The sequence below is a fragment of the Hwanghaeella sp. genome (assembly GCF_965227365.1).
Classification (GTDB): domain Bacteria; phylum Pseudomonadota; class Alphaproteobacteria; order UBA8366; family Aestuariispiraceae; genus Hwanghaeella.
In genome coordinates this window covers 3,306,729-3,330,676 of the sequence record NZ_OZ245754.1, presented here as the reverse complement: position 1 = coordinate 3,330,676, position 23,948 = coordinate 3,306,729, and the positions used below count along the sequence as shown (strand labels likewise).

General features: G+C 60.1%; 26 protein-coding genes. All 26 read left to right on the top strand.

Translation table 11 applies throughout. The annotated features are described in order from the left end of the window. Window positions 1-385 precede the first annotated feature (385 nt). The 26 genes from rplJ (at window position 386) to rplR (ending at window position 23,936) form a co-directional block, all read left to right on the top strand. Window positions 386-901 carry a 50S ribosomal protein L10 gene (gene rplJ / locus ACQK2G_RS15345; protein WP_425405915.1) on the top strand — a complete coding sequence of 172 codons (516 nt, stop codon included), beginning with the start codon at window positions 386-388 and terminating at the stop codon, window positions 899-901. A 64-nt stretch (window positions 902-965) separates the two neighbouring features. Continuing rightward, the gene (gene rplL / locus ACQK2G_RS15340; RefSeq protein WP_425405914.1) at window positions 966-1,349 is read left to right on the top strand and encodes a 50S ribosomal protein L7/L12; all 384 of its coding nucleotides are present in this window, start codon (window positions 966-968) and stop codon (window positions 1,347-1,349) included. Between the two features lie 341 nt (window positions 1,350-1,690). Next, on the top strand, window positions 1,691-5,869 hold the full coding sequence (gene rpoB / locus ACQK2G_RS15335; protein WP_425405913.1) for a DNA-directed RNA polymerase subunit beta: 4,179 nt from the start codon (window positions 1,691-1,693) through the stop codon (window positions 5,867-5,869). 149 nt (window positions 5,870-6,018) lie between these two features. After that, complete coding sequence (rpoC, locus tag ACQK2G_RS15330; RefSeq protein WP_425405912.1) at window positions 6,019-10,380, top strand: DNA-directed RNA polymerase subunit beta'; 4,362 nt, start codon at window positions 6,019-6,021, stop codon at window positions 10,378-10,380. A gap of 684 nt (window positions 10,381-11,064) precedes the next feature. Continuing rightward, window positions 11,065-11,436 (top strand): 30S ribosomal protein S12, encoded by a 372-nt coding sequence (rpsL, locus tag ACQK2G_RS15325; RefSeq protein WP_127768329.1) that lies wholly within the window; start codon window positions 11,065-11,067, stop codon window positions 11,434-11,436. Window positions 11,437-11,463: 27 nt separating this feature from the next. Then, window positions 11,464-11,934 carry a 30S ribosomal protein S7 gene (gene rpsG / locus ACQK2G_RS15320; RefSeq protein WP_425405911.1) on the top strand — a complete coding sequence of 157 codons (471 nt, stop codon included), beginning with the start codon at window positions 11,464-11,466 and terminating at the stop codon, window positions 11,932-11,934. Window positions 11,935-11,961: 27 nt separating this feature from the next. Continuing rightward, a complete protein-coding gene (gene fusA, locus ACQK2G_RS15315) occupies window positions 11,962-14,040 on the top strand; it encodes an elongation factor G (protein WP_425405910.1) in 2,079 nt (692 codons plus the stop codon). Between the two features lie 97 nt (window positions 14,041-14,137). Then, a complete protein-coding gene (gene tuf / locus ACQK2G_RS15310; RefSeq protein WP_425405909.1) occupies window positions 14,138-15,328 on the top strand; it encodes an elongation factor Tu in 1,191 nt (396 codons plus the stop codon). Between the two features lie 78 nt (window positions 15,329-15,406). After that, on the top strand, window positions 15,407-15,715 hold the full coding sequence (gene rpsJ / locus ACQK2G_RS15305) for a 30S ribosomal protein S10 (protein WP_127767630.1): 309 nt from the start codon (window positions 15,407-15,409) through the stop codon (window positions 15,713-15,715). A 17-nt stretch (window positions 15,716-15,732) separates the two neighbouring features. Beyond that, on the top strand, window positions 15,733-16,503 hold the full coding sequence (gene rplC, locus ACQK2G_RS15300; RefSeq protein ID WP_425405908.1) for a 50S ribosomal protein L3: 771 nt from the start codon (window positions 15,733-15,735) through the stop codon (window positions 16,501-16,503). A gap of 15 nt (window positions 16,504-16,518) precedes the next feature. Further along, window positions 16,519-17,139 carry a 50S ribosomal protein L4 gene (rplD, locus tag ACQK2G_RS15295; protein WP_425405907.1) on the top strand — a complete coding sequence of 207 codons (621 nt, stop codon included), beginning with the start codon at window positions 16,519-16,521 and terminating at the stop codon, window positions 17,137-17,139. Next, a complete protein-coding gene (locus tag ACQK2G_RS15290; RefSeq protein WP_425405906.1) occupies window positions 17,136-17,459 on the top strand; it encodes a 50S ribosomal protein L23 in 324 nt (107 codons plus the stop codon). The genes rplD and ACQK2G_RS15290 overlap by 4 nt, the downstream gene beginning before the upstream one ends. Window positions 17,460-17,513: 54 nt before the next feature. Further along, on the top strand, window positions 17,514-18,344 hold the full coding sequence (gene rplB / locus ACQK2G_RS15285) for a 50S ribosomal protein L2 (RefSeq protein WP_425405905.1): 831 nt from the start codon (window positions 17,514-17,516) through the stop codon (window positions 18,342-18,344). An 11-nt stretch (window positions 18,345-18,355) separates the two neighbouring features. Continuing rightward, entirely contained in the window at window positions 18,356-18,634 is a 279-nt protein-coding gene (gene rpsS, locus ACQK2G_RS15280) for a 30S ribosomal protein S19 (RefSeq protein WP_425405904.1), read from the top strand. Between the two features lie 5 nt (window positions 18,635-18,639). Beyond that, window positions 18,640-19,020: a 50S ribosomal protein L22 gene (rplV, locus tag ACQK2G_RS15275; protein WP_425405903.1), complete on the top strand. Its 381-nt coding sequence runs from the start codon at window positions 18,640-18,642 to the stop codon at window positions 19,018-19,020. A gap of 22 nt (window positions 19,021-19,042) precedes the next feature. Further along, on the top strand, window positions 19,043-19,732 hold the full coding sequence (gene rpsC / locus ACQK2G_RS15270) for a 30S ribosomal protein S3 (RefSeq protein WP_425405902.1): 690 nt from the start codon (window positions 19,043-19,045) through the stop codon (window positions 19,730-19,732). Window positions 19,733-19,797: 65 nt separating this feature from the next. Next, window positions 19,798-20,217 carry a 50S ribosomal protein L16 gene (gene rplP / locus ACQK2G_RS15265; RefSeq protein WP_425405901.1) on the top strand — a complete coding sequence of 140 codons (420 nt, stop codon included), beginning with the start codon at window positions 19,798-19,800 and terminating at the stop codon, window positions 20,215-20,217. 52 nt (window positions 20,218-20,269) lie between these two features. Beyond that, entirely contained in the window at window positions 20,270-20,467 is a 198-nt protein-coding gene (gene rpmC / locus ACQK2G_RS15260) for a 50S ribosomal protein L29 (RefSeq protein ID WP_425405900.1), read from the top strand. Between the two features lie 68 nt (window positions 20,468-20,535). Further along, window positions 20,536-20,778: a 30S ribosomal protein S17 gene (rpsQ, locus tag ACQK2G_RS15255; RefSeq protein WP_425405899.1), complete on the top strand. Its 243-nt coding sequence runs from the start codon at window positions 20,536-20,538 to the stop codon at window positions 20,776-20,778. A gap of 101 nt (window positions 20,779-20,879) precedes the next feature. Beyond that, window positions 20,880-21,248: a 50S ribosomal protein L14 gene (rplN, locus tag ACQK2G_RS15250; protein WP_425405898.1), complete on the top strand. Its 369-nt coding sequence runs from the start codon at window positions 20,880-20,882 to the stop codon at window positions 21,246-21,248. Beyond that, window positions 21,248-21,565: a 50S ribosomal protein L24 gene (gene rplX / locus ACQK2G_RS15245; RefSeq protein ID WP_425405897.1), complete on the top strand. Its 318-nt coding sequence runs from the start codon at window positions 21,248-21,250 to the stop codon at window positions 21,563-21,565. The genes rplN and rplX overlap by 1 nt, the downstream gene beginning before the upstream one ends. A 19-nt stretch (window positions 21,566-21,584) precedes the next feature. Further along, on the top strand, window positions 21,585-22,142 hold the full coding sequence (gene rplE, locus ACQK2G_RS15240) for a 50S ribosomal protein L5 (protein ID WP_425405896.1): 558 nt from the start codon (window positions 21,585-21,587) through the stop codon (window positions 22,140-22,142). A gap of 16 nt (window positions 22,143-22,158) precedes the next feature. After that, the gene (gene rpsN / locus ACQK2G_RS15235; protein WP_425405895.1) at window positions 22,159-22,464 is read left to right on the top strand and encodes a 30S ribosomal protein S14; all 306 of its coding nucleotides are present in this window, start codon (window positions 22,159-22,161) and stop codon (window positions 22,462-22,464) included. A 15-nt stretch (window positions 22,465-22,479) separates the two neighbouring features. Continuing rightward, on the top strand, window positions 22,480-22,878 hold the full coding sequence (gene rpsH / locus ACQK2G_RS15230; protein WP_425405894.1) for a 30S ribosomal protein S8: 399 nt from the start codon (window positions 22,480-22,482) through the stop codon (window positions 22,876-22,878). Window positions 22,879-22,932: 54 nt separating this feature from the next. Next, window positions 22,933-23,472, top strand: coding sequence for a 50S ribosomal protein L6 (gene rplF / locus ACQK2G_RS15225; RefSeq protein WP_425405893.1), 540 nt, complete (start codon window positions 22,933-22,935; stop codon window positions 23,470-23,472). Between the two features lie 101 nt (window positions 23,473-23,573). After that, complete coding sequence (gene rplR / locus ACQK2G_RS15220; RefSeq protein ID WP_425405892.1) at window positions 23,574-23,936, top strand: 50S ribosomal protein L18; 363 nt, start codon at window positions 23,574-23,576, stop codon at window positions 23,934-23,936. Window positions 23,937-23,948: the final 12 nt, after the last annotated feature.

Below are 23,948 nucleotides of genomic sequence, written 5' to 3'. Positions count from 1 at the left end.
CGTCCGGACGACGGATGGCGCGGTGTTTGAGAAAGACGGGCTTCTGGCCCGCCGGACCGAAAACACCGCTGCCTGTCCGAGATTGGCGGTGATCGAAGGAACCTAGTGCGTCCTTCGCTCTTAAACGCGGAACCTCAAGCTTCTCGTTCCTTGGAACAAGGGGCGGCCGGGTGAAACGGCCTCCATGAGATGGGTAAGGAAGGGTTGTCGATCAGGCCGGGAAACCGGCCCGTCCCGCGATCCGGACTTTCATGTCGGGCAGGTGCATTGGCATCGCCTTTATCCCGATCGGGGATGGAAGGAGGTGCTTTCGTGAACCGGCCCGGTTCCCCGTTTCGGGTAGTCCGAATTGTGGGGCGACGGCCAGAAGCAACGGAGACCTTAAATGGACCGTGCAAAAAAGGAAGCGCTTGTCGCCGAATTGCACGAGACATTCGAAGCCGCAAGCCTGGTGGTGGTAACCCATCAGCAGGGCCTTACGGTGAGTGAAGTCTCTGACCTTCGTGCAAAGATGCGTGAGCAAGGCGCCGGCTACAAGGTGACCAAGAATACGCTCGCGAAAATCGCGCTCGAAGGTACCAAGTTCGAGTACCTGAAGGACCAGTTCACTGGTCCGACGGCTGTGGCTTTCTCCGCGGATCCGATCGCAGCTGCCAAGGTGGCGGCTGAGTTCGAAAAGTCCGCGAAGGAAAAGTTCACGATCATTGCAGGCGGTCTCGACGAGAAGGCGATCGATGCGGCGGGTGTCAAAACCCTCGCTTCTCTGCCGTCCCTCGACGAGTTGCGCGGCAAGATCGTTGGTCTGCTGCAAGCCCCGGCCGGCAAGGTCGTTGGTACTTTGGCTGCTCCGGCTGGTCAGCTCGCGCGCGTCTTCGGCGCGTACGGCGCGACTGCCGAGTAGGTCGAAAAGAATTTGGTGCAATCGGTTATAAGCCGACAACCTGATGCCATAGGAGATTAAGACAATGGCTGATTTGGAAAAGCTTGCTGAAGAGCTCTCCGCCCTCACCGTTCTTGAGGCGGCCGAGCTTTCTAAGATGCTGGAAGAAAAGTGGGGCGTTTCCGCCGCTGCTCCGGTCGCGGTTGCTGCCGCTCCGGGTGCTGCCGGTGGTGATGCTGGTGCCGCTGCGGAAGAAAAAGATTCCTTCGACGTCGTTCTTGCCGCTGCTGGCGACAAGAAGATCAACGTCATCAAGGAAGTCCGTGCCATCACCGGTCTCGGCCTCAAGGAAGCCAAGGACCTCGTCGAAGGTGCGCCGAAGCCCGTCAAGGAAGGCGTTGCCAAGGACGAAGCCGAGGAACTCAAGAAGAAGCTCGAGGAAGCTGGCGCGACCGTTGAGCTCAAGTAAGGTTCAGGTTCGCGGCGGGCATTGCCCGACGGCTGGCGCAACTGCCGCGAACCGAATTTTTGCTGTGCGGGTAGGGGTGCACCGCGGCATTGCGGTGCTGCCCCTCTCGTGCGTTTAACGGAAGGCTGTTACGGCCGACCGTCCCAGTTTTCCGCATCGGCCCGATGCGGGCGCTGAGGTCAGGATTTTGAGCGATTTTCCGACTGGAAGATCAACCACTTGACCGAATGGCGCGAATGTCAGGGCGACGTTTAACAGGTCTGTATTAGGCGACCGTCATCCAGTATGGGCGCCGGATCGGACCGAAGCGGATCGAAACGCGGATCGAAACGAGGAATATCATGGCCAGTTCCTTCACCGGCAGGAAGAAATTTCGTAAGAGCTTCGGTCGCCTCCCTGAGGTGGCACCGATGCCCAACCTGATCGAGGTTCAGAAGACCTCGTACGACGCCTTCCTTCAGGTCGGTGTGAATTGGCAGGACCGTGAGCGCGTCGGGCTGCAAGAAGTGTTCGCGAGCGTTTTCCCGATCCGCGATTTCTCGGAGCGCAGCCAGCTCGAGTTCGTGCGCTACGACCTTGAAAAGCCGAAATACGACGTCGAGGAATGCCGTCAGCGCGGAATCACCTTCTCCGCACCGCTGAAGGTTACCCTGCGCCTTGTCGTTTGGGATGTGGATGAGGAAACCGGTGCGAAGTCGATCCGCGACATCAAGGAACAGGACGTCTATATGGGCGACCTGCCGTTGATGACCGACCACGGTACCTTCATCGTTAACGGGACCGAACGCGTCATCGTGTCCCAGATGCACCGGTCGCCGGGCGTCTTCTTTGATCACGATCGCGGTAAGACGCATTCCAGCGGTAAGTATCTCTTCGCTGCGCGCGTCATTCCCTATCGCGGCTCTTGGCTCGACTTCGAATTCGACGCCAAGGACATGGTCTATGTCCGTATCGACCGTCGCCGGAAATTGCCGGCGACCACGCTGATGATGGCGCTCGACGATGCCCGTACGGCGGAAGACCGCGTGCAGGCCGAGATCGAAGGACGCGAGCTGGATCCGCTGAAGACCCAGGGCATGGGTAAGGACGAGATTCTCAGCTACTTCTACGACCTGATTACGTACAGTTATACGAAGAAGGGCTGGAAGACGGCCTTCAACGCCGAGCGTCTTCGCGGCGCCAAGCTGACCACGGACCTGATCAACGCCAAGACCGGCGAAGTCGTGGCCCCGGCGGAAACGAAAATCACGCCGCGTCTGGCCCGCAAGTTGGCGGAAGACGGCCTGAAGGAAGTCCTGGCTCAGACCAGCGACATCATCGGTCGTTATGTCGGTCAGGATATCGTCAATGAAGAAACCGGTCTGATCTACGCGGAAGCGGGTGAGGAAATCACGGAAGAGCTTCTGTCGACCCTGACGGAAGCCGGCGTGAAGGATCTGCCGACGCTGTTCATCGACGACGTCAATGTCGGACCGTATATCCGCAACACCCTCAACGCGGACAAGAACATCAACCGTGAAGATGCGCTGATCGACATCTATCGCGTGATGCGTCCGGGTGAGCCGCCGACGCTGGAAACCGCTGAGCAGCTTTTCAAGAGCCTGTTCTTCGATTCCGAGCGTTATGACCTGAGCGCGGTCGGCCGGGTGAAAATGAACTCCCGTCTCGGCTTCACGCTGGACGATGCGCCGGATACGCTGCGTACCCTGCGCAAGGAAGATATCCTGGCGATCATCAAGGTCCTGGTCGAACTCAAGGACGGTAAGGGCGAAATCGACGACATCGATCACCTCGGTAACCGTCGTGTCCGCTCTGTCGGCGAATTGATGGAAAACCAGTATCGTGTCGGCCTGCTGCGCATGGAACGCGCGATCCGCGAGCGCATGAGCTCTGTCGAAATTGACAGCGTCATGCCGCATGACCTGATCAACGCGAAGCCGGCCGCGGCCGCTGTTCGCGAATTCTTCGGGTCCTCGCAGCTCAGCCAGTTCATGGACCAGACCAACCCGTTGGGTGAAATCACCCACAAACGCCGCCTGTCGGCGCTTGGCCCGGGCGGTCTGACGCGTGAGCGCGCCGGCTTCGAAGTCCGTGACGTGCATCCGACCCACTATGGCCGTATCTGCCCGATTGAAACGCCGGAAGGCCCGAACATCGGTCTGATCAACTCGCTGGCGACCTATGCCCGCGTCAACCAGTACGGTTTCATCGAAACCCCGTACCGGAAAGTCGATGGCGGCCGTGTCACCGACGAAGTCATCTACATGTCCGCCATGGACGAAGGTCGTTTCACCGTTGCGCAGGCCAACGCGCCGCTCGACGCGAAAGGCCGGTTCGAGGAAGACCTCGTCAGCTGCCGTAAGGGCGGCGACTACATCGTCGCGCGGCCCGAGGACATCGACCTTATCGACGTTTCGCCGAAACAGGTCGTTTCCGTCGCCGCGGCGCTGATCCCGTTCCTGGAAAACGATGACGCCAACCGCGCGCTGATGGGCTCGAACATGCAGCGTCAGGCCGTGCCGTTGCTGCAGGCGGATGCCCCGCTTGTCGGAACCGGCATGGAAGCCACCGTTGCGAAGGACTCGGGCGTCGCCATCGTCGCGAAGCGTACGGGCGTGATCGACCAGGTCGACGCCACCCGTATCGTTGTCCGTGCGACCGACGATACCGGGGCCAGCGAATCCAACGTGGATATCTACAATCTGCTGAAGTTCCAGCGGTCGAACCAGAACACCTGCATCACCCAGCGTCCGCTGGTGAAGGTCGGTGACCGGATCAATGCCGGCGACATCATCGCCGACGGTCCGTCGACGGAACTGGGCGAATTGGCGCTGGGCCGCAATGCCCTCGTCGCCTTCATGCCGTGGAACGGTTACAACTTCGAAGACTCGATCCTGATCTCCGAGCGGATCGTGCAGGACGACGTCTTCACCTCGATCCATATCGAGGAATTCGAAGTGATGGCCCGTGACACCAAGCTCGGCCAGGAAGAAATCACCCGCGATATTCCGAACGTCGGTGAAGAAGCCCTGAAGAACCTCGATGAAGCCGGTATCGTCTATATCGGTGCCGAAGTTGAGGCGGGCGACATTCTAGTCGGTAAGGTGACGCCGAAGGGCGAAAGCCCGATGACGCCGGAAGAGAAACTTCTGCGCGCCATCTTCGGTGAAAAGGCCTCAGACGTTCGCGATACGTCCCTTCGTGTGCCGCCGGGCGACAAGGGTACGGTCGTGGAAGTTCGTGTCTTCTCCCGCCGGGGTATCGACAAGGACGAACGTGCCTTGGCGATCGAACGGGCGGAAATCGAGAAGCTCGCGAAGGACCGTGACGACGAACGCGCGATCCTGGAAAACTCCTTCCGTGCCCGTTTCATGGAAATGGTCAATGGCCGCAAGGTCGTTACCGGGCCGAAGGGTGTTAAGATCGACGTCGCCACCGCCGAAGCGATGAACGAACTGACCACCGGTCAGCTTCGCCAGATCGTTGTCGACGACGAAGCGACCAACGACGAACTCGACTCCCTGCGCAAGGTTCTCGATGACAGCGTTGCCGCGCTGCAGGCCCGTTTCGACGACAAGGTCGAGAAGGTCCAGGCCGGCGACGAACTGCCCCCGGGCGTGATGAAGATGATCAAGGTCTTCGTCGCGGTGAAGCGTAAGCTGCAGCCGGGCGACAAGATGGCCGGCCGTCACGGCAACAAGGGTGTGATCTCCAAGATCGTCCCCGCCGAAGACATGCCGTATCTTGAAGACGGAACGCCGGTCGACGTCGTGCTGAACCCGCTCGGCGTGCCGAGCCGCATGAATGTCGGGCAGATCCTGGAAACCCATCTTGGTTGGGCGTCCGCGGGTCTCGGCCGTCAGGTGAACGAGGCGCTTCAGGCCTACCAGCAGGGTATGTCCAAGGTGGTGGATCTGAAGAAGACCCTCGGCGACATTTATGACGACGATGGCATCGCCAAGGAGATCAAGGACCTCAAGGAAGAGGAAACGGTCGAACTGGCCAAGAACATTTCCAAGGGTCTGCCGATCGCCACCCCGGTCTTCGACGGGGCGCGGGAGGATGACATCAACGCCATGCTGACGCGCGCCGGATTGGCGGAATCGGGTCAGATGACCCTGTTCGACGGCCGCACGGGTGAGCCCTTCGATCGTCAGGTCACGGTCGGCTACATCTATATGCTGAAGCTGCACCACCTGGTCGACGACAAGATCCACGCCCGTTCGATCGGTCCGTACAGCCTGGTCACCCAGCAGCCGCTGGGCGGGAAGGCGCAGTTCGGCGGACAGCGGTTCGGGGAAATGGAAGTGTGGGCGCTCGAAGCCTACGGTTCCGCCTATACGCTGCAGGAAATGCTGACGGTGAAGTCGGACGACGTCTCCGGCCGTACGAAGGTCTACGAGGCCATCGTGCGCGGCGACGACAACTTCGAAGCCGGCATTCCGGAAAGCTTCAACGTTCTGGTCAAGGAACTGCGTTCCCTCGGCCTGAATGTCGAACTCGAGCAGGAAGAAATGTAAGCGCGGGACCGGCCTGCCCGAATGTCGGGTATGGAAGATCTTTAGAGCGTGTTACCTACGACGCGGCATGTGACAGCCGCAATTCCGGTCCAGCCGGCCGGTGAGAAGCCAGCCGGCGGATCGGGAACAGCCCAAATGGGAGAGCCCAGATGAACGAATTGATGCAGATTTTCGGTCAGCCGCAGGGCCCGCAAAGCTTTGACGGGATCAAGATTTCGATCGCATCGCCGGACCGCATCCGGTCCTGGTCCTTCGGGGAAATCAAAAAGCCGGAAACCATCAATTACCGGACCTTCAAGCCGGAGCGCGACGGCCTGTTCTGCGCCCGGATTTTCGGCCCGATCAAGGATTACGAATGCTTGTGCGGCAAGTACAAGCGTATGAAGTACAAGGGCATCGTCTGCGAAAAGTGCGGCGTGGAAGTCACGCTCAGCAAGGTTCGCCGCGAGCGCATGGGCCATATCGAACTGGCCTCACCGGTTGCCCATATCTGGTTCCTGAAGTCCCTGCCGAGCCGTATCGGCCTGCTGATGGACATGACGCTGAAGGATCTGGAAAAGGTTCTCTACTTCGAGTCCTTCGTCGTGACCGAGCCGGGTCTGACGCCGCTCAAGTACAAGCAGCTTCTCTCCGAGGACGAGTATCTCGACGCGCAGGATGAATACGGCGACGAGAATTTCACCGCCAAGATCGGCGCGGAAGCGCTGAAGGACATGCTGGCGGCGATCGACCTGGAAGAGGAACTGGAGACCACCCGGGTGGACCTTCAGGAAACCGGGTCGGAAGCCAAGCGCAAGAAGCTGGTCAAGCGTCTGAAGCTGCTGGAGGCCTTCCAGGAATCCGGCACCCGTCCCGAATGGATGGTGCTGGACGTCGTGCCGGTTATTCCGCCGGAACTGCGCCCGCTGGTTCCGCTCGACGGCGGCCGGTTCGCGACTTCCGATCTGAACGATCTGTATCGCCGCGTGATCAACCGGAACAACCGTCTGCGCCGCCTGATCGAACTGCGCGCGCCGGACATCATCGTCCGCAACGAAAAGCGCATGCTGCAGGAATCCGTGGATGCGCTGTTCGACAACGGTCGCCGTGGCCGCGTCATCACGGGCGCCAATAAGCGCCCGCTGAAGTCGCTTAGCGACATGCTGAAGGGTAAGCAGGGCCGTTTCCGTCAGAACCTTCTCGGTAAGCGCGTCGACTATTCCGGCCGTTCGGTCATCGTCGTCGGTCCGGAATTGCTGCTGCATCAATGCGGTCTGCCGAAGAAGATGGCGCTCGAACTGTTCAAGCCGTTCATCTATTCGAAGCTTGAACTCTACGGTCTGGCGACCACCATCAAGGCCGCGAAGCGCATGGTCGAAAAGGAGCGTCCGGAAGTTTGGGACATCCTGGAAGAGGTCATCCGCGAGCATCCGGTTCTGCTGAACCGCGCGCCGACCCTTCACCGCCTCGGCATTCAGGCCTTCGAACCGAAACTGATCGAAGGGAAGGCGATCCAGCTGCACCCGCTGGTCTGTGCGGCGTTCAACGCCGACTTCGACGGCGACCAGATGGCGGTCCACGTGCCGCTCAGCCTGGAAGCCCAGCTTGAAGCGCGCGTGCTGATGATGTCGACCAACAACATCTTGTCGCCCGCGAACGGCAAGCCGATCATCGTGCCGTCCCAGGATATCATTCTGGGTCTGTACTACATCACCCATGAACGGACCGATCAGTTCGGCCCGCTGGTGTCGATCGACAGTCAAGAAGCCATGACGGCGGCGCTGGAGCACAACGAGATCCAGCTTCGGGATGAGAAGAATCCGAGCAGTGCAGTTGCCATCACCGATCCCAAGGAGGCGTTCAAGCGCCTCAAGGCCGGTGATGTGACCGCTCACCGCGTGCCGCTCTTCGCCAATATGGCGGAAATCGAGCATGCGCTGGATGAAAAGCAGCTCAGCCTGCATCAGAAGATCAAGATGTTCCACGAGACGGTGAACGCCGACGGCGAAGCCGTTGTCGAAAAGGTCGTCTCGACTCCGGGCCGGATGATGCTGAGCCAAATTCTGCCGAAGCATCCGCATGTCCCGTTCCATCTGATCAACCGGGTGTTGACCAAGAAGGAAATCACCAACCTGATCGATATCGTCTATCGGCATACCGGTCAGAAAGAGACGGTGATCTTCTGTGACCGCCTTATGTCGCTCGGCTTCGGCTGGGCCGCGCGCGCCGGTATTTCCTTCGGTAAGAACGACCTGATCGTTCCGCCGGCGAAGGAAAAGCTGATCGCCGAAGCCCAGGAAATGGTGAAGGAATACGAGCAGCAGTATCAGGACGGTCTGATCACCCAGGGTGAGAAGTACAACAAGGTCGTCGACGTCTGGTCGTCCTGCACCGACAAGGTCGCGGACGAGATGATGAAGGGCATGTCCGCCGGCTCCGGTTCCGGATTGAACGCGGTTTACATGATGGCCCATTCCGGGGCCCGTGGTTCCGCCGCGCAGATCAAGCAGCTTGCCGGTATGCGTGGCCTGATGGCCAAACCGTCGGGCGAAATCATCGAGACGCCGATCATCTCCAACTTCAAGGAGGGGCTGACGGTTCTGGAATACTTCAACTCCACCCACGGTGCCCGTAAGGGTCTGGCGGATACGGCGTTGAAGACCGCGAACTCGGGTTACCTGACCCGTCGTCTGGTCGATGTTGCGCAGGATTGCATCATCACGCAGGTAGATTGCGGCACGACCGAAGGCCTGACCATGCGCCCGGTCATCGACGGCGGCGATGTCATCGAAGGTCTGGCGGAACGCATCCTCGGCCGTTGTGCGGCGGAAGATGTCGTTGATCCGCTGAGCGGCGAGGTCATCGTCAAGGCGGCGCAGCTGATCGACGAACCGCTTGCGGACGCGATCGAAACCGCCGGTATCGACGCGGTCAAGATCCGCTCGGTTCTGACCTGTGAATCCCGCCACGGGGTATGCGGAAACTGCTACGGCCGTGACCTTGCCCGCGGTACCGAGGTGAATATCGGTGAAGCTGTCGGCGTTATCGCGGCGCAGTCCATCGGTGAGCCCGGCACGCAGTTGACGATGCGGACCTTCCACATCGGCGGCGCGGCCCAGCGTGGTGCGGAACAGAACTCCATCGAATCGTCCCTGGACGGCACGGTGAAGATCAACAACCGCAACGTGGTCATCGACTCCGAAGGCCGTCCCGTGGTCATGGGCCGGAACACGGAAATCATCCTGGTTGACGATCAGGGCCGTGAACGCGCCCATCACCGCCTGCCTTACGGCGCGCGGCTGCGCGTTGACGACGGCAACGACGTCGTTCGCGGCCAGACGATTGCGGAATGGGACCCGTACACCATCCCGATCATCACCGAGAAGGAAGGTGTCGCGCACTATGTCGACCTGGTCGAAGGGATTTCGGTCCGCGACGTCGTCGACGAAGCCACCGGTATTTCCAGCAAGGTCGTCATCGACTGGAAGCAGCAGAAGCGTGGTGAAGACTTGAAGCCGCGCGTCACGCTGCGTGATAACGACGGCGAAGTAGTCAACCTGCCGAACGGCATGGAAGCCCGCTACTTCATGTCGGTCGACGCCATCCTCTCGGTCAGCAACGGCCAGGAAGTGAAGGCCGGTGACGTGCTTGCCCGTATCCCGCGCGAAGGGTCGAAGACCCGCGACATTACCGGGGGTCTCCCCCGCGTTGCGGAACTGTTCGAAGCCCGGAAGCCGAAGGAATACGCGATCATCGCCGATCAGGACGGCTATGTGGAATTCGGCAAGGACTACAAGACCAAGCGTCGGATCGTCATCCGCCCGAGCGACGAAAATGCGGAAGCGTCGGAATATCTGATCCCGAAGGGCAAGCATATCGCCGTTCAGGAAGGCGAGTTCATCCGCAAGGGCGAAATGCTGATGGACGGCAACCCGGTGCCGCACGACATCCTCGATGTCATGGGCGTCGAAGCGCTGGCCGACTATCTGGTCAAGGAAATCCAGGACGTCTACCGCCTGCAGGGTGTGAAGATCAACGACAAGCATATTGAAGTGATCGTCCGCCAGATGCTGCAGAAGGTCGAAGTCATCGATGCCGGTTCCACCTTCCTGCTGGTCGGCGAGCAGATCGACCGCGAGGAAGCGGAAGAGGCGAACCAGAAGGCTATCGCGGAAGGTCGCGACCCGGCGAAGGTGAAACCGGTTCTGCAGGGCATCACGAAAGCGAGCTTGCAGACCAAGTCCTTCATCTCCGCCGCATCCTTCCAGGAAACCACGCGTGTGCTGACCGATGCTGCGGTGAACAGCAAGCAGGACACGCTGGAAGGCCTGAAGGAAAACGTGATCGTCGGCCGTCTCATCCCTGCCGGTACCGGTGCGGTGATGAAACGTCTGCGCCAGGTTGCGGCGGATCGCGACAAGGTGATCCAGGCGGAACGCCAGGCCGAGCTGGAAGCCCTGGAAGCGGAAGCGGCGATGGCCGCCGAAGCCGAAGGCGCCGGTTCGGACGAAGAGGCACCGGCCGCGGAATAAGGCTGGTCTCTTAAGAACGACAGGGAAGGGCCGCGCATCGCGCGGCCCTTTCTCTTGAGGATGGAAGTGCCCGCAAGGCCCGAAAACGGACAGATTTGCGTTTCACCGATTCCCCGACGATTCCGATCCAAACCGTCCGGTCCGCCGCCAAACGGTGATTTAGGGGCCGGAATTTGTCCGCCCACAAGATGTTGGAGTAATTTTATTTCAGAAAAGCGAACCTTTGCGATTGATTCCGGCGGACCGCGCAAAGCCTTGTTTTTCCGCAAGATAGCGCTTGACGAGGGTAGGGTCGGCGTATAGGTTCCGCCCACCTCAAGCGGGGGCTTGCAGTAGGTCCAATTCAATCGGTCGACCGAAACGAAGACCAGATTGGACGTTGTGCCCGGCGAAGCGACGCCGGCAACGGAACGAACCTAAACGAAGTCTCGAGGAAGCCTTGAAGTAAAAGTGGCGGATTTCCGCCAAGAACTTGGGACTCATATGCGCTTTTGGCGGGCGTTAGGCGCCTTTGCCGAAATGCGTTGTGTTCGCGCGGTGCGATTTGGATCAAGCCCATGAGGTCGGGCGATCAAGGTCAAGCCAGGGGTGAAATTTGCGGGCCGTTTCGGCGGGCCGCGCCAATCATTTGCTTGGGTGTGGCCCAAGTTGACGGTTGAACGAAACGAAGGCGACGGAAGATACATGCCGACGATTAATCAGCTGATCCGCAAGCCGCGGACCGACAAGCCGAAGCGCGACAAGGTGCCGGCGCTGGAAGCCTGCCCGCAGAAGCGTGGTGTTTGCACTCGCGTTTATACCACGACGCCGAAGAAGCCGAACTCGGCCCTTCGTAAAGTGGCGCGTGTGCGCCTGACGAACGGCTTCGAAGTGACGAGCTACATCCCCGGTGTCGGCCATAACCTGCAAGAACACTCGGTTGTCATGATCCGTGGCGGCCGTGTGAAGGACTTGCCGGGTGTTCGTTACCACACCATCCGCGGCACGCTCGATACCCAGGGTGTGAAAGACCGTCGTCAGCGCCGTTCGAAGTACGGCGTGAAGCGGCCGAAGTGATCGGTCGGTAGCAGGAGAGCTTGAGAGATGTCTCGACGCCATAAAGCAGAAAAACGGGAAATCCTGCCGGACGCCAAGTTCGGCGATACCGTGATCACGAAGTTCATCAACAACGTGATGATCGACGGCAAGAAGTCCGTGGCCGAAGCCATCGTTTACGGTGCCTTCGACACGCTGCAGGCCCGCACCGGCAACGACCCGGTTCGCGTCTTCCACGAAGCGCTGGAGAATGTCCGGCCGCATCTGGAAGTGCGTTCCCGCCGTGTCGGTGGTGCGACCTACCAGGTGCCGGTCGAAGTTCGCTCCGAGCGGGCTCAGGCGTTGGCTTTCCGTTGGATCATCGACATGTCCCGGAAGCGTTCTGAAAACACCATGACCGAGCGGTTGGGCGGTGAACTGATGGATGCCGCCAACAATCGCGGCGCAGCGGTCAAGAAGCGCGAAGACACGCACCGGATGGCCGACGCCAACCGCGCGTTCTCGCACTATCGCTGGTAACTCGATCGGACTCCCAGGAGAATTCCCATGGCGCGCAGCCACCCCATCGAAAAGTATCGCAACATCGGCATCATGGCCCACATTGATGCCGGTAAGACGACGACGACCGAGCGTGTTCTGTTCTACACCGGTAAGTCCTACAAGATCGGCGAAGTCCATGACGGCGCCGCGACGATGGACTGGATGGAGCAGGAGCAGGAGCGCGGTATCACGATTACGTCGGCTGCGACGACCTGCTTCTGGAAAGATCACCGCATCAACATCATCGACACGCCCGGACACGTCGACTTCACCATCGAAGTCGAGCGTTCGCTGCGCGTCCTCGACGGTGCGGTTGCTGTTTTCGACTCCGTCGCCGGTGTCGAGCCGCAGTCCGAAACCGTTTGGCGCCAAGCCGATAAGTACGGCGTTCCGCGGATGTGTTTCGTCAACAAGATGGACCGTACCGGTGCGGACTTCTTCCGTTGCGTCGACATGATGGTCGATCGTCTCGGTGCGACCCCGCTGGTTCTTCAGCTTCCGGTCGGTGCCGAAGCGGAATATGACGGCCTCATCGACCTTATCAAGATGAAGCACGTTCAGTGGTCCGGTGAAGAACTTGGCGCGAAATACGACTATGTCGATATTCCCGCTGAGTTGGCCGACCAGGCTGCCGAGTATCGCGAAAAGATGATCGAGCTTGCCGTTGAGCAGGACGACGCCGCGATGGAAGCCTATCTCGAGGGCAATGAGCCGAGCGAAGAAACGCTGAAGGCCTGCATTCGTAAAGGCACGCTCGCCGGCGCATTTGTTCCGGTCCTGAACGGTACCGCGTTCAAGAACAAGGGCGTTCAGCCGCTCCTCGATGCGGTTGTCGACTTCATGCCGTCGCCGACTGATGTCGGTAACGTTAGAGGCTCCACGGTCAGCGACGATCCGCAGCCGGATTCCCGTCCGCCGGAAGACGATGCGCCGTTCTCGGCCTTGGCGTTCAAGATCATGAACGACCCGTTCGTCGGTTCCCTGACCTTCGCGCGTATCTACTCCGGCACCCTGACCAAGGGGATGACGGTTCAGAACTCCGTCAAGGAAAAGTCGGAACGCATTGGTCGCATGTTGCTCATGCATTCCAACAACCGTGAAGAAATCGATGAGGCAAATGCCGGTGATATCGTCGCGCTTGTGGGCATGAAGGACACCACGACGGGTGACACGCTGTGTGACCGTCAGAAGCCGATCGTTCTCGAGCGTATGGAATTCCCCGATCCGGTTATCGAAATCGCGGTCGAGCCGAAAACCAAGAGCGACCAGGAAAAGATGTCTCAGGCCCTGCAGCGTCTGGCGGCGGAAGATCCGAGTTTCCGGGTTGCCACGGACGAGGAAAGCGGCCAGACCATCATCAAGGGCATGGGCGAATTGCACCTGGACATCATCGTCGACCGCATGCGTCGCGAGTTCAAGGTGGACGCCAATATCGGTGCCCCGCAGGTTGCGTACCGCGAAACGATCTCCAAGCCGACTCAGGTCGACTACACCCACAAGAAGCAGACGGGTGGTTCGGGTCAGTTCGCTCGCGTCATTCTGAACTTCGAGCCGGTCGAGCCGGGTGAAGGGTTCTCCTTCGAAAGCAAGATCGTCGGTGGTTCCGTGCCGCGTGAATATATCCCGGGCGTTCAGAAGGGTATCGAAACCCAGATGGACAACGGTATTCTCGCCGGCTTCCCGGTCATCGACTTCAAGGTCGAGTTGGTGGACGGTGCGTATCACGACGTCGACTCCTCGGTCATGGCCTTCGAGATCGCGGCTCGTGCCGCCTTCCGTGAAGCCATGGAAAAGGCGGGCCCGAAACTGCTCGAGCCGGTGATGGAAGTCGAAGTCGTCACGCCGGAAGAATACATGGGTGACATCATCGGCGACTTGAACAGCCGCCGTGGTCAGGTCAGCAGCATGGATCAGCGCGGGATTGCCCGTGTCGTGACCGCCATGGTTCCGCTGGCGAACATGTTCGGTTACGTGAACACGCTGCGCTCGCTGAGCCAGGGCCGCGCCCAGTACAGCATGCAGTTCGATCATTATGAGCAGGTGCCGCAGGCGGTAGCGGATGAAGTCCGCGCCAAGCTTGCGTAACCACGGGAAATTTTTGGGACCTAGGTCTTAACGACACGCACATATCGCCAACCGGGCCAGCCCGGGCCCTGGCGAAAGAAGACAAGGAAGTCGAGCGATGGCGAAAGAGAAGTTTGAGCGTACGAAGCCGCACTGCAACATCGGCACGATTGGTCACGTTGACCATGGTAAGACGACGCTGACGGCGGCGATCACGAAGGTAATGGCCGAGACGTATGGCGGCGCTGCGACGAAGTTCGACGATATCGACAAGGCGCCTGAAGAGAAGGCGCGTGGTATCACGATCAACACGGCGCACGTTGAGTATGAGACTGAAACGCGTCACTACGCGCACGTCGATTGCCCCGGACACGCTGACTACGTGAAGAACATGATCACGGGCGCGGCGCAGATGGACGGCGCGATCCTGGTTGTTAACGCCGCTGACGGCCCGATGCCGCAGACGCGTGAGCACATCCTGCTTGCCCGTCAGGTCGGTGTCCCGGCGATCGTTGTCTTCCTGAACAAGGTTGATCAGGTCGACGACGAAGAGCTGCTGGAGCTGGTTGAACTGGAAGTTCGCGAACTTCTGTCCTCCTACGAGTTCCCGGGCGACGACCTTCCGATCATCGCCGGTTCCGCTCTGGCGGCGCTGGAAGGCCGTGACGACAACATCGGCAAGGAAAAGATCGTCGAGCTGATGAAGGCCGTCGACGAATACATTCCGCAGCCGGACCGTCCGGTTGACCGTCCGTTCCTGATGCCGATCGAAGACGTTTTCTCGATCTCGGGCCGCGGTACGGTTGTGACCGGCCGTGTCGAGCAGGGCATCATCAAGACGGGTGAGGAAATCGAAATCGTCGGCCTGAAGGCGACGACGAAGACGACCTGCACGGGCGTTGAAATGTTCCGCAAGCTGCTTGACGAAGGTCAGGCCGGCGACAACATCGGCGCGCTGCTGCGCGGTGTCGGCCGTGAAGACGTCGAGCGTGGCCAGGTTCTGGCCAAGCCGGGTTCGATCACGCCGCACACGAAGTTCAAGGCGGAAGCCTACATTCTGACGAAAGAGGAAGGCGGCCGTCATACGCCGTTCTTCACGAACTATCGTCCGCAGTTCTACTTCCGCACGACCGACGTGACGGGTTCGGTTGAACTGCCGGCCGGGACCGAAATGGTCATGCCGGGCGACAACGTGACGATGGAAGTCGAACTGATTGCCCCGATCGCGATGGACGAAGGTCTTCGTTTCGCGATCCGTGAAGGCGGCCGCACCGTTGGTGCCGGCGTCGTCGCGGGCATCATCGAGTAATTGAGTAGGGCGCCCGCCCGGACCAGGCAACGGACCGGGCGGCGTTCTTTTGTAGCGCTCTTTAAGGGGTGAAACGGCATGGATAGCCAGAACATTCGCATTCGCCTGAAGGCGTTCGATCACCGCGTCCTCGATCAGTCGACGCGTGAGATCGTGTCCACGGCGAAGCGCACGGGTGCCGAGGTTCGCGGACCGATTCCGCTGCCGACCCGAATCGAGAAGTTCACGGTGCTGCGGTCTCCGCACATCGACAAGAAAAGCCGTGAGCAGTTCGAGATACGGACCCATAAGCGGGTTCTGGACATCGTCGACCCGACGCCACAAACGGTAGATGCTTTGATGAAGCTCGACCTGGCTGCCGGCGTCGATGTCGAGATCAAGCTCTAAGTGCGGGGGATTTCGTGATGCGTTGCGGGTTGATCGCACAAAAGGTCGGTATGTCGCGTGTTTTCAAGGAAGACGGCGCGAGCGTACCGGTAACGGTCCTGAAGATCGACGAACTTCAAGTCGTCGCTCAGCGGACTGAAGACAAGCATGGTTACACGGCTCTGCAGATTGGCGGTGGCCGGCGTAAGGTGAAACACACGACGAAGCCGATGCGCGGACATTTCGCGAAGGCCCAGGTCGAGCCGAAACGGAAACTGGCGGAATTCCGCGTTTCCGGCGACGCCCTGATCGATGTCGGTGCTGAACTGACCGCCGATCATTTCATCGCCGGGCAGTATGTGGACGTGACGGGCACCAGCATCGGTAAAGGTTTTGCCGGTGCGATGAAGCGGCACAACTTCGGTGGTCTCCGGGCCAGCCACGGTGTGTCGATTTCGCACCGCTCGCACGGCTCCACCGGGCAGTGTCAGGATCCGGGCAAGGTCTTCAAGGGTAAGAAGATGGCTGGCCACATGGGTGCCGAACGTGTGACGACGCAGAACCTGGAAGTCGTGGCGACCGATGTCGACCGTGGCCTCATTCTGGTTCGTGGCGCCGTCCCCGGTTCCAAGTCCGGTTGGGTCATGGTGCGCGACGCGGTTAAGCGGTCGTTGCCGGAAGACGTCCCGTTCCCGGGCGCGTTCAAGCTGGCGGCGGATCCGAGCGCGGTTGCCGAAGAAGCTCCGGCGGAAGCGCCGGCGGTTGAGGCTGCGGATGACGCGGCTGCGACCGAAGAACAGAACTCGTAAGTAGGTGCGAAGGTCATGAAGGCGAAAATCATCACCCTCGACAACGCTGCCGCCGGCGAGATCGATCTCGCTGACGAAGTGTTCGGTGTCGCTGTCCGCAAGGACATCATGTCCCGCATGGTCAACTATCAGTTGGCCAAGCGGCGCGCCGGCACGCACAAGGTCAAGGGCCGCAGCGAAGTCAACGGTTCCACGGCGAAGATCTATCGTCAGAAGGGCACCGGACGTGCTCGTCATGGCGACAAGAAGGCCCCGCAGTTCCGTGGCGGCGGACAGGTCTTCGGGCCGCATCCGCGCGACCATGGCCACAGCCTGCCGAAAAAGGTTCGGGCTTTGGCGCTGCGCTCCGCGCTGTCCGCCAAGCAGGCCGACGGCAAGTTGATCATCCTGGACGACGCCAAGCTGGACTCGCCCAAGACGAAGACGCTGAAGGACAAACTGGCCGGTCTCGGCTGGGGCAGCGCTCTGGTCGTCGGCGGTTCGGAAGTGGACGGCAACCTGGCACTCGCGGTTCGGAACATTCCGGGCATCGATCTTCTGCCGACCCAGGGTGCCAACGTGTACGACATTCTGCGTCGGGATCTTCTGGTTCTGACCAAGGCCGCCGTTGAAGGGTTGGAGGCCCGGTTGAAATGAGTTGGAAATACCTCAACAAGACGCCCGTTTCCAAGGAACGGATGTACGACGTCCTGCTGTCGCCGGTGATTACCGAAAAGGCGACGCTGGGCGGTGAGAACAACCAGGTAGCCTTCAAGGTCGCCACCACTGCCACCAAGCCGGAAATCAAGGCGGCCGTCGAAGGTCTTTTCGACGTCAAGGTCCGTTCCGTGAATACGCTGGTGGTCAAGGGCAAGACCAAGCGTCACCGCGGTCGGGTCGGCACGCGGAGCGATTGGAAGAAGGCCGTCGTCCGGTTGGAAGAAGGTCATTCGATCGACGTCACCACGGGCCTGTAAGTCAGGCCGGCTAAGACCGTCGAACGCGGATTGAGTTAAGGGAGCGAGAGCATCATGGCGCTCAAGCAGTTTAAACCGAACACACCCGGCCAGCGCGGCCTGGTGCTGGTCAAGCGGACGGACCTCCACAGCGGCGGTCCGGTCAAGAGCCTGACCGAAGGCATGACCAACAAGGGTGGCCGCAACAACACCGGTCGTATTACGGCACGGCGTCAGGGCGGTGGGCACAAGCGTCGCTACCGGGTCATCGATTTCAAGCGTCGGAAGTGGGATCAGCCCGCGACCGTCGAGCGCCTGGAATACGATCCGAACCGGACCGCGTTCATCGCTCTCGTCCGTTATGCGGATGACGAACTGGCCTATATCCTGGCGCCGCAGCGTTTGAAGGCGGGTGACACGGTCGTGGCCGGAGCGAAGGTCGACGTTAAGCCGGGCAATGCAATGCCCCTGGGTGCGATGCCGGTCGGCACCATCGTCCACAATGTGGAGATGAAGCCGGGCAAGGGCGGTCAGATCGCCCGTTCCGCCGGGACCTATGCCCAGTTGGTCGGTCGCGACCAGGGCTATGCTCAGCTGAAGCTGATGTCCGGTGAACTGCGTGTCGTGCGTTCCGAATGCATGGCGACCGTCGGTGCGGTGAGCAACCCGGACCAGCAGAACATCAAACTCGGCAAAGCCGGCCGTAACCGCTGGCTCGGCAAGCGCCCGTCGGTTCGCGGCGTTGTCATGAACCCGGTCGATCACCCCCATGGTGGTGGTGAAGGCCGGACCTCCGGCGGCCGTCATCCGGTGACGCCGTGGGGTAAGCCGACCAAGGGTAAGCGCACGCGGTCGAACAAGTCGACGGACAAGTACATTATCCGTCGCCGGCACGCGAAGAAGTAGGAGAAGGCAAGGTGGCACGCTCCGTATGGAAAGGTCCGTTCGTGGACCATTACCTTCTGAAAAAAGCCGATGACGCCGCGTCGTCGGGTCGGAAGGACGTAATCAAGACCTGGTCGCGCCGGTCGACCATTCTGCCGCAATTCGTGGGCCTGACTTTTGGTGTCCACAACGGTCGGAAGTTCGTTCCGGTTCTGGTGACCGAACATATGATCGGCCACAAGCTGGGTGAGTTCGCCCCGTCGCGGACCTACTACGGCCATGCGGCCGACAAGAAGGCGAAGAGGGGTTAACGGTCATGGGTAAGGCAGCTGCAGAGCGCCGTTTGGACGAGGCGGAAGCGATGGCTCTGTCGCGGACGATCCGGATCAGCCCTCAGAAGCTGAATCTGGTTGCGGCTTCGATCCGTGGCAAAAACGCCAGCGACGCCGTCGCCGAACTGGCTTTCTCGCGCCGCCGCATCGCCGGTGACGTGAAGAAAGTCCTGGAAGCGGCCATCGCGAATGCGGAAAACAACCATCAGCTTGATGTTGACCGGTTGTTCGTGAAGGAAGCCTTCGTCGGCAAGTCCTTTGTGATGAAGCGTTTCAAAGCGCGTGCCCGCGGGCGTGGCGCACGGATTTTGAAGCCGTTCTCGAATTTGACGATCGTCGTGCGCGAGCGCGAAGACGCGGAATAGGCAGCGGGTAAAGGAAGCTATCATGGGTCAGAAAGTTAACCCGATCGGTCTGCGCCTCGGCATCAACCGGACCTGGGATTCCCGTTGGTTCGCCGGCAAGAACTATGCGGACCTGCTGCATGAAGACTTGAAACTGCGGGAATTCCTGCACGACAAGCTGAAGCAGGCGGGCATCTCGCGGATCGTAATCGAACGTCCGGCCGGTCGTGCGCGTGTCACCATTCATTCGGCGCGTCCGGGTGTGGTGATCGGCAAGAAGGGCCAGGACATCGAGAAGCTTCGTCAGGAGCTGAACAAGATCACGGGCAAGGACGTCGCGCTGAATATCGTCGAAGTCCGCAAGCCCGAAATCGACGCCAAGCTTGTTGCCGAAAACATCGCGCAGCAGCTGGAACGCCGTGTCGCTTTCCGCCGCGCCATGAAGCGCGCGGTTCAGAGCGCTATGCGTCTCGGCGCCGAAGGTATCCGGATCAACTGCGGCGGCCGTCTGGGCGGCGCGGAAATCGCGCGCACCGAATGGTACCGCGAGGGCCGGGTTCCGCTGCACACGCTGCGTGCGGACATCGATTACGGCTTGGCCGAAGCGCACACGACCTACGGCGTCTGCGGCGTCAAGGTTTGGGTTTTCAAGGGCGAAATCATGGCCCACGACCCGATGGCGCAGGACAAGCGGATGGCGGACTCCGGCGCGCCTGCCGGCGGCCGGTCCTAAGTCGCTCCGACCTTTTGGTCAAAGCGGTTAGTTGAACGAATTGAGCATATTCGAGGGTTTTTGAGATGCTGAGCCCGAAACGTACAAAGTTCCGTAAGGCCCATAAGGGCCGTATTCACGGCAACGCCAAGGGCGGAACGGCCCTGAACTTCGGCTCCATCGGTCTGAAGGCCATGGAACCGGGGCGGATCACCTCGCGCCAGATTGAAGCGGCGCGTCGTGCGATCGTCCGTCGGATCCGCCGTCAGGGTAAGGTCTGGATCCGCATTTTCCCGGATGTGCCTGTCAGCTCGAAGCCGGCGGAAGTCCGCATGGGTAAGGGTAAGGGGACGCCGGAATACTGGGCGGCCCGCGTGAAGCCCGGTCGTGTCATGTTCGAGATGGACGGTGTCGAACATCTCGCGGGCAAGGAAGCTTTCGAACTGGCGGCGGCGAAATTGCCGATCCGCTGCAAGATCATCACCCGCCTCGGCGCCGGCGCTTAATTAGCGTTGTCGGCGGCAAGGGCGGCGGAAAGAAAAGGCGAAGGATAGGGCCATGAAAGCCGAAGACCTGCGTCAGAAGACGGAAGACGAATTGAACGATCAGCTCCTTGATCTCAAGAAGGAGCAGTTCAATCTGCGTTTTCAGGCGGCCAGCGGTCAGCTGGAGAATACGGCGCGCTCGCGGGAAGTGCGGCGCGACATCGCTCGCATCAAGACGCTGCTTGGTCAGCGCCAGGCTGCGGCGAGCTGAATTTAGGCCACGGCCGATGACGGCCATGGCGTGACGAATAGAAACGAGTTAGGGCGGAGTTTAGAGCGATGCCGAAACGGATTATGCAGGGCACGGTGGTGTCTGACCATGGCGACAAGACGATTGTCGTTCAGGTTGAGCGCCGCTTTAAGCACCCGCTGTTGAACAAGATCGTGCGGAAGTCCAAGCGCTTCATGGCGCACGATGAGAACAATGCCCATAAGAAGGGCGACACGGTCCGCATTGTCGAATGTCGGCCTTATTCCAAGCGCAAGACTTGGGAAGTGCTGACGGACGAAGCGTCCGCGTAAGGGTCGGGATTTGCGTGGCGCAGGCCGGGCGGATCACGTTTGAAGTTTGATGTTTGCTCGGGCGATTTTGCCCGGACGTATGGGATGAAAGGATCGGACATATGATCCAGATGCAAACTAACCTCGATGTCGCCGACAATTCGGGCGCGCGTCGGGTCCAGTGCATCAAGGTGCTCGGGGGCTCGAAGCGGCGCACCGCGTCGGTTGGTGACGTCATCGTCGTTTCCGTGAAGGAAGCGATTCCGCGCGGCCGCGTGAAGAAGGGCGATGTGCTGAAAGCCGTCATCGTCCGGACCGCGCAGCCGGTTCGCCGTCAGGATGGATCGACGATCCGTTTCGACACGAACGCCGCGGTCCTCATCAACAAGCAGAACGAGCCGATCGGTACCCGTATTTTTGGCCCGGTCGTTCGCGAACTGCGCGCGAAGCGTTTCATGAAGATCGTTTCGCTCGCGCCGGAGGTGCTGTAATGGCTGCCAAGATCAAAAAGGGTGACAAGGTCGTCGTTCTGACCGGCCGCGACAAGGGCAAGGAAGGCGAAGTCATCGAAGTTCGTCCAGCCGAAGACCGTATCGTCGTGCGTGGCGTCAACGTCGTGAAACGTCATCAGCGTCCGTCCATGACGACCCAAGGCGGGATCGTCGAGAAGGAAGCGCCCGTTTCGGTTTCGAACGTCGCTCACCTGGATCCGAAGGACAACAAGCCGACCCGTGTCGGTTTCAAGACGCTCGATGACGGCCGCAAGGTCCGCTACGCGAAGCGGTCCGGCGAAGTCATCGACGCGTAAGTCGGAAGGATCGAGAAAGATGTCGGAAAAAGCGTATACGCCGCGCCTCGAGCAGTTCTACAAGGACAGCGTCCGCGGCAAGATGCAGGAACAATTCAGCTACAAGTCTGCGATGCAGATTCCGAAGCTGGACAAGATCGTCATCAACATGGGCGTCGGGGAAGCGGTCGCGGATCGCAAGAACCTGAATGGCGCGGTTGATGACCTGTCGTTGATCACCGGTCAGAAGCCGGTGACGACCAAGGCCAAGAAATCCATCGCCGGCTTCAAGCTGCGTGAGGGCATGGCTGTTGGCGCCAAGGTAACCCTGCGGCGCGAGCGCATGTACGAATTTCTTGACCGTCTGATCAACGTGGCGCTGCCGCGTGTCCGTGACTTCCGCGGGATCAGCAGCAAGAGCTTCGATGGCCGTGGCAACTATGCCATGGGCTTGAAGGAACAGATCGTGTTTCCGGAAATCGATTACGACAAGGTCGATTCCATCCGGGGCATGGACATCGTGATTTGCACCACGGCGAATTCGGACGACGAAGCGCGCGCGCTTCTGACCGAATTCAACATGCCGTTTCAGAAATAGACGGGAGTGACGTCAGATGGCCAAAAAGAGCGCCATTGAGCGGAACAAGAAGCGGGAACGTTTGACCAAGTCCGCGGCCAACCGCCGGGCAAAGTTGAAAGCGACCCTTCATAACCGCGAGCTGCCGCCGGAAGAGCGGTTCAAGGCAGCGATGGATCTGAACAAGATCGCGAAGAACGCGTCTCCCGTCCGTCTGCACAATCGGTGCGAACTGACCGGGCGTCCGAAAGCGTTCTATCGCAAATTCCGCATCTCGCGTATCGCGCTGCGTGAACTGGCCTCTCATGGTCAGATCCCCGGTGTGGTCAAGTCGAGCTGGTAACGGAGGACTATTAAGATGGCGATGAGTGATCCTCTCGGCGACATGCTGTCCCGCATCCGGAACGGCCAGGCTGCCCGCAAGGCGGCGGTGCCGGTTCCTTCCAGCAAACTGCGTGCGCGGGTGCTGGATGTGTTGCAGCGCGAAGGGTATATCCGTGGCTACAGCGAGTCCGAGATCAAAAAAGGTATTTCCGAGCTGAATGTCGAATTGAAGTATTTCGACGGTGAGCCGGTGATCAAGGAAATCTCGCGGGTCTCCAAGCCGGGCCGGCGCGTCTATTCCGGGATCAAGGATCTCGGCCGTGTCTACAACGGTCTGGGTATTTCGATCCTGAGCACCCCCAAGGGTGTGATGTCGGACGCGGAAGCGCGCGAGAACAACGTCGGTGGCGAGGTTCTCTGCCGGGTCTACTAAGACCTGGTCGAGAAGCGTTACCTGTAGGCTATACGAAGATAAGGGTTTTGAACCATGTCACGCGTTGGCAAATATCCGGTTGAGATTCCGAGCGGCGTCGATATTTCGATCGTCGAGGGTCTGTTGACCGCGAAAGGCAAGAACGGCGAACAGAAGGTGCAAATCACCGATCTGGTCACCGTCTCCATGGCCGATAACAAGGTTTCCGTTGAACCGGTAAACCAGTCGAAGAAGGCACGCCAGCACTGGGGCATGGTTCGCGCCATGATCAACAATGCGGTGCAGGGCGCGTCCGAAGGCTTTGTGAAGCGTCTGGAAGTGAACGGCGTCGGTTATCGTGCGCAGGTCCAGGGTTCCACCCTGAAGCTGCAGCTCGGTTTCAGCCATGACGTGAACTTCCCGATCCCGTCGGATCTGAAGATCGCGATCGAGGGCGACCGTGGCAACATCATCGCCATTTCCGGCGCTGACAAGCAGCGGGTCGGCCAGATTGCGAGCGAGATCCGCGGCTACCGTCCGCCGGAGCCTTACAAGGGCAAGGGTCTGCGGTACACCGACGAGACCATCCTTCGTAAGGAAGGTAAAAAGAAATAGGCCGGACGGAGATAACTCCGAGACGGGAAATCGCGCCGCATCCGGGCTGCGGATAGTCCAAAAAGACATACCGCGGTGGGCGCATTGCGAGGACAGGAATTATGCTGAGTACCAAAAAACTCTTCGAGCGGCGCAGAGCCCGCACGCGGTACCAAGTTCGGAAGCTCGGCGGCGGCAAGCCCCGTCTTTCCGTGCACCGCACGAACAAGCAGATCTATGCCCAGATCATCGACGATCTGGCCGGCGTCACGGTGGCTGCCGCGTCGACGATGGATCAGGACTTCCGTTCCGGCGGCAAGTCCGGCGGCAATTCCGAGGCCGCTGCCGTTGTCGGCAAGCTGATTGCCGAACGCGCCAAGGCGGCCGGTATTGAGCAGGTCGTGTTCGATCGCGGCGGTTTTCGTTTTCATGGCCGCGTCAAGGCGTTGGCCGATGCCGCGCGTGAAGCCGGTTTGAAGTTCTAAGGGGATCCGAGC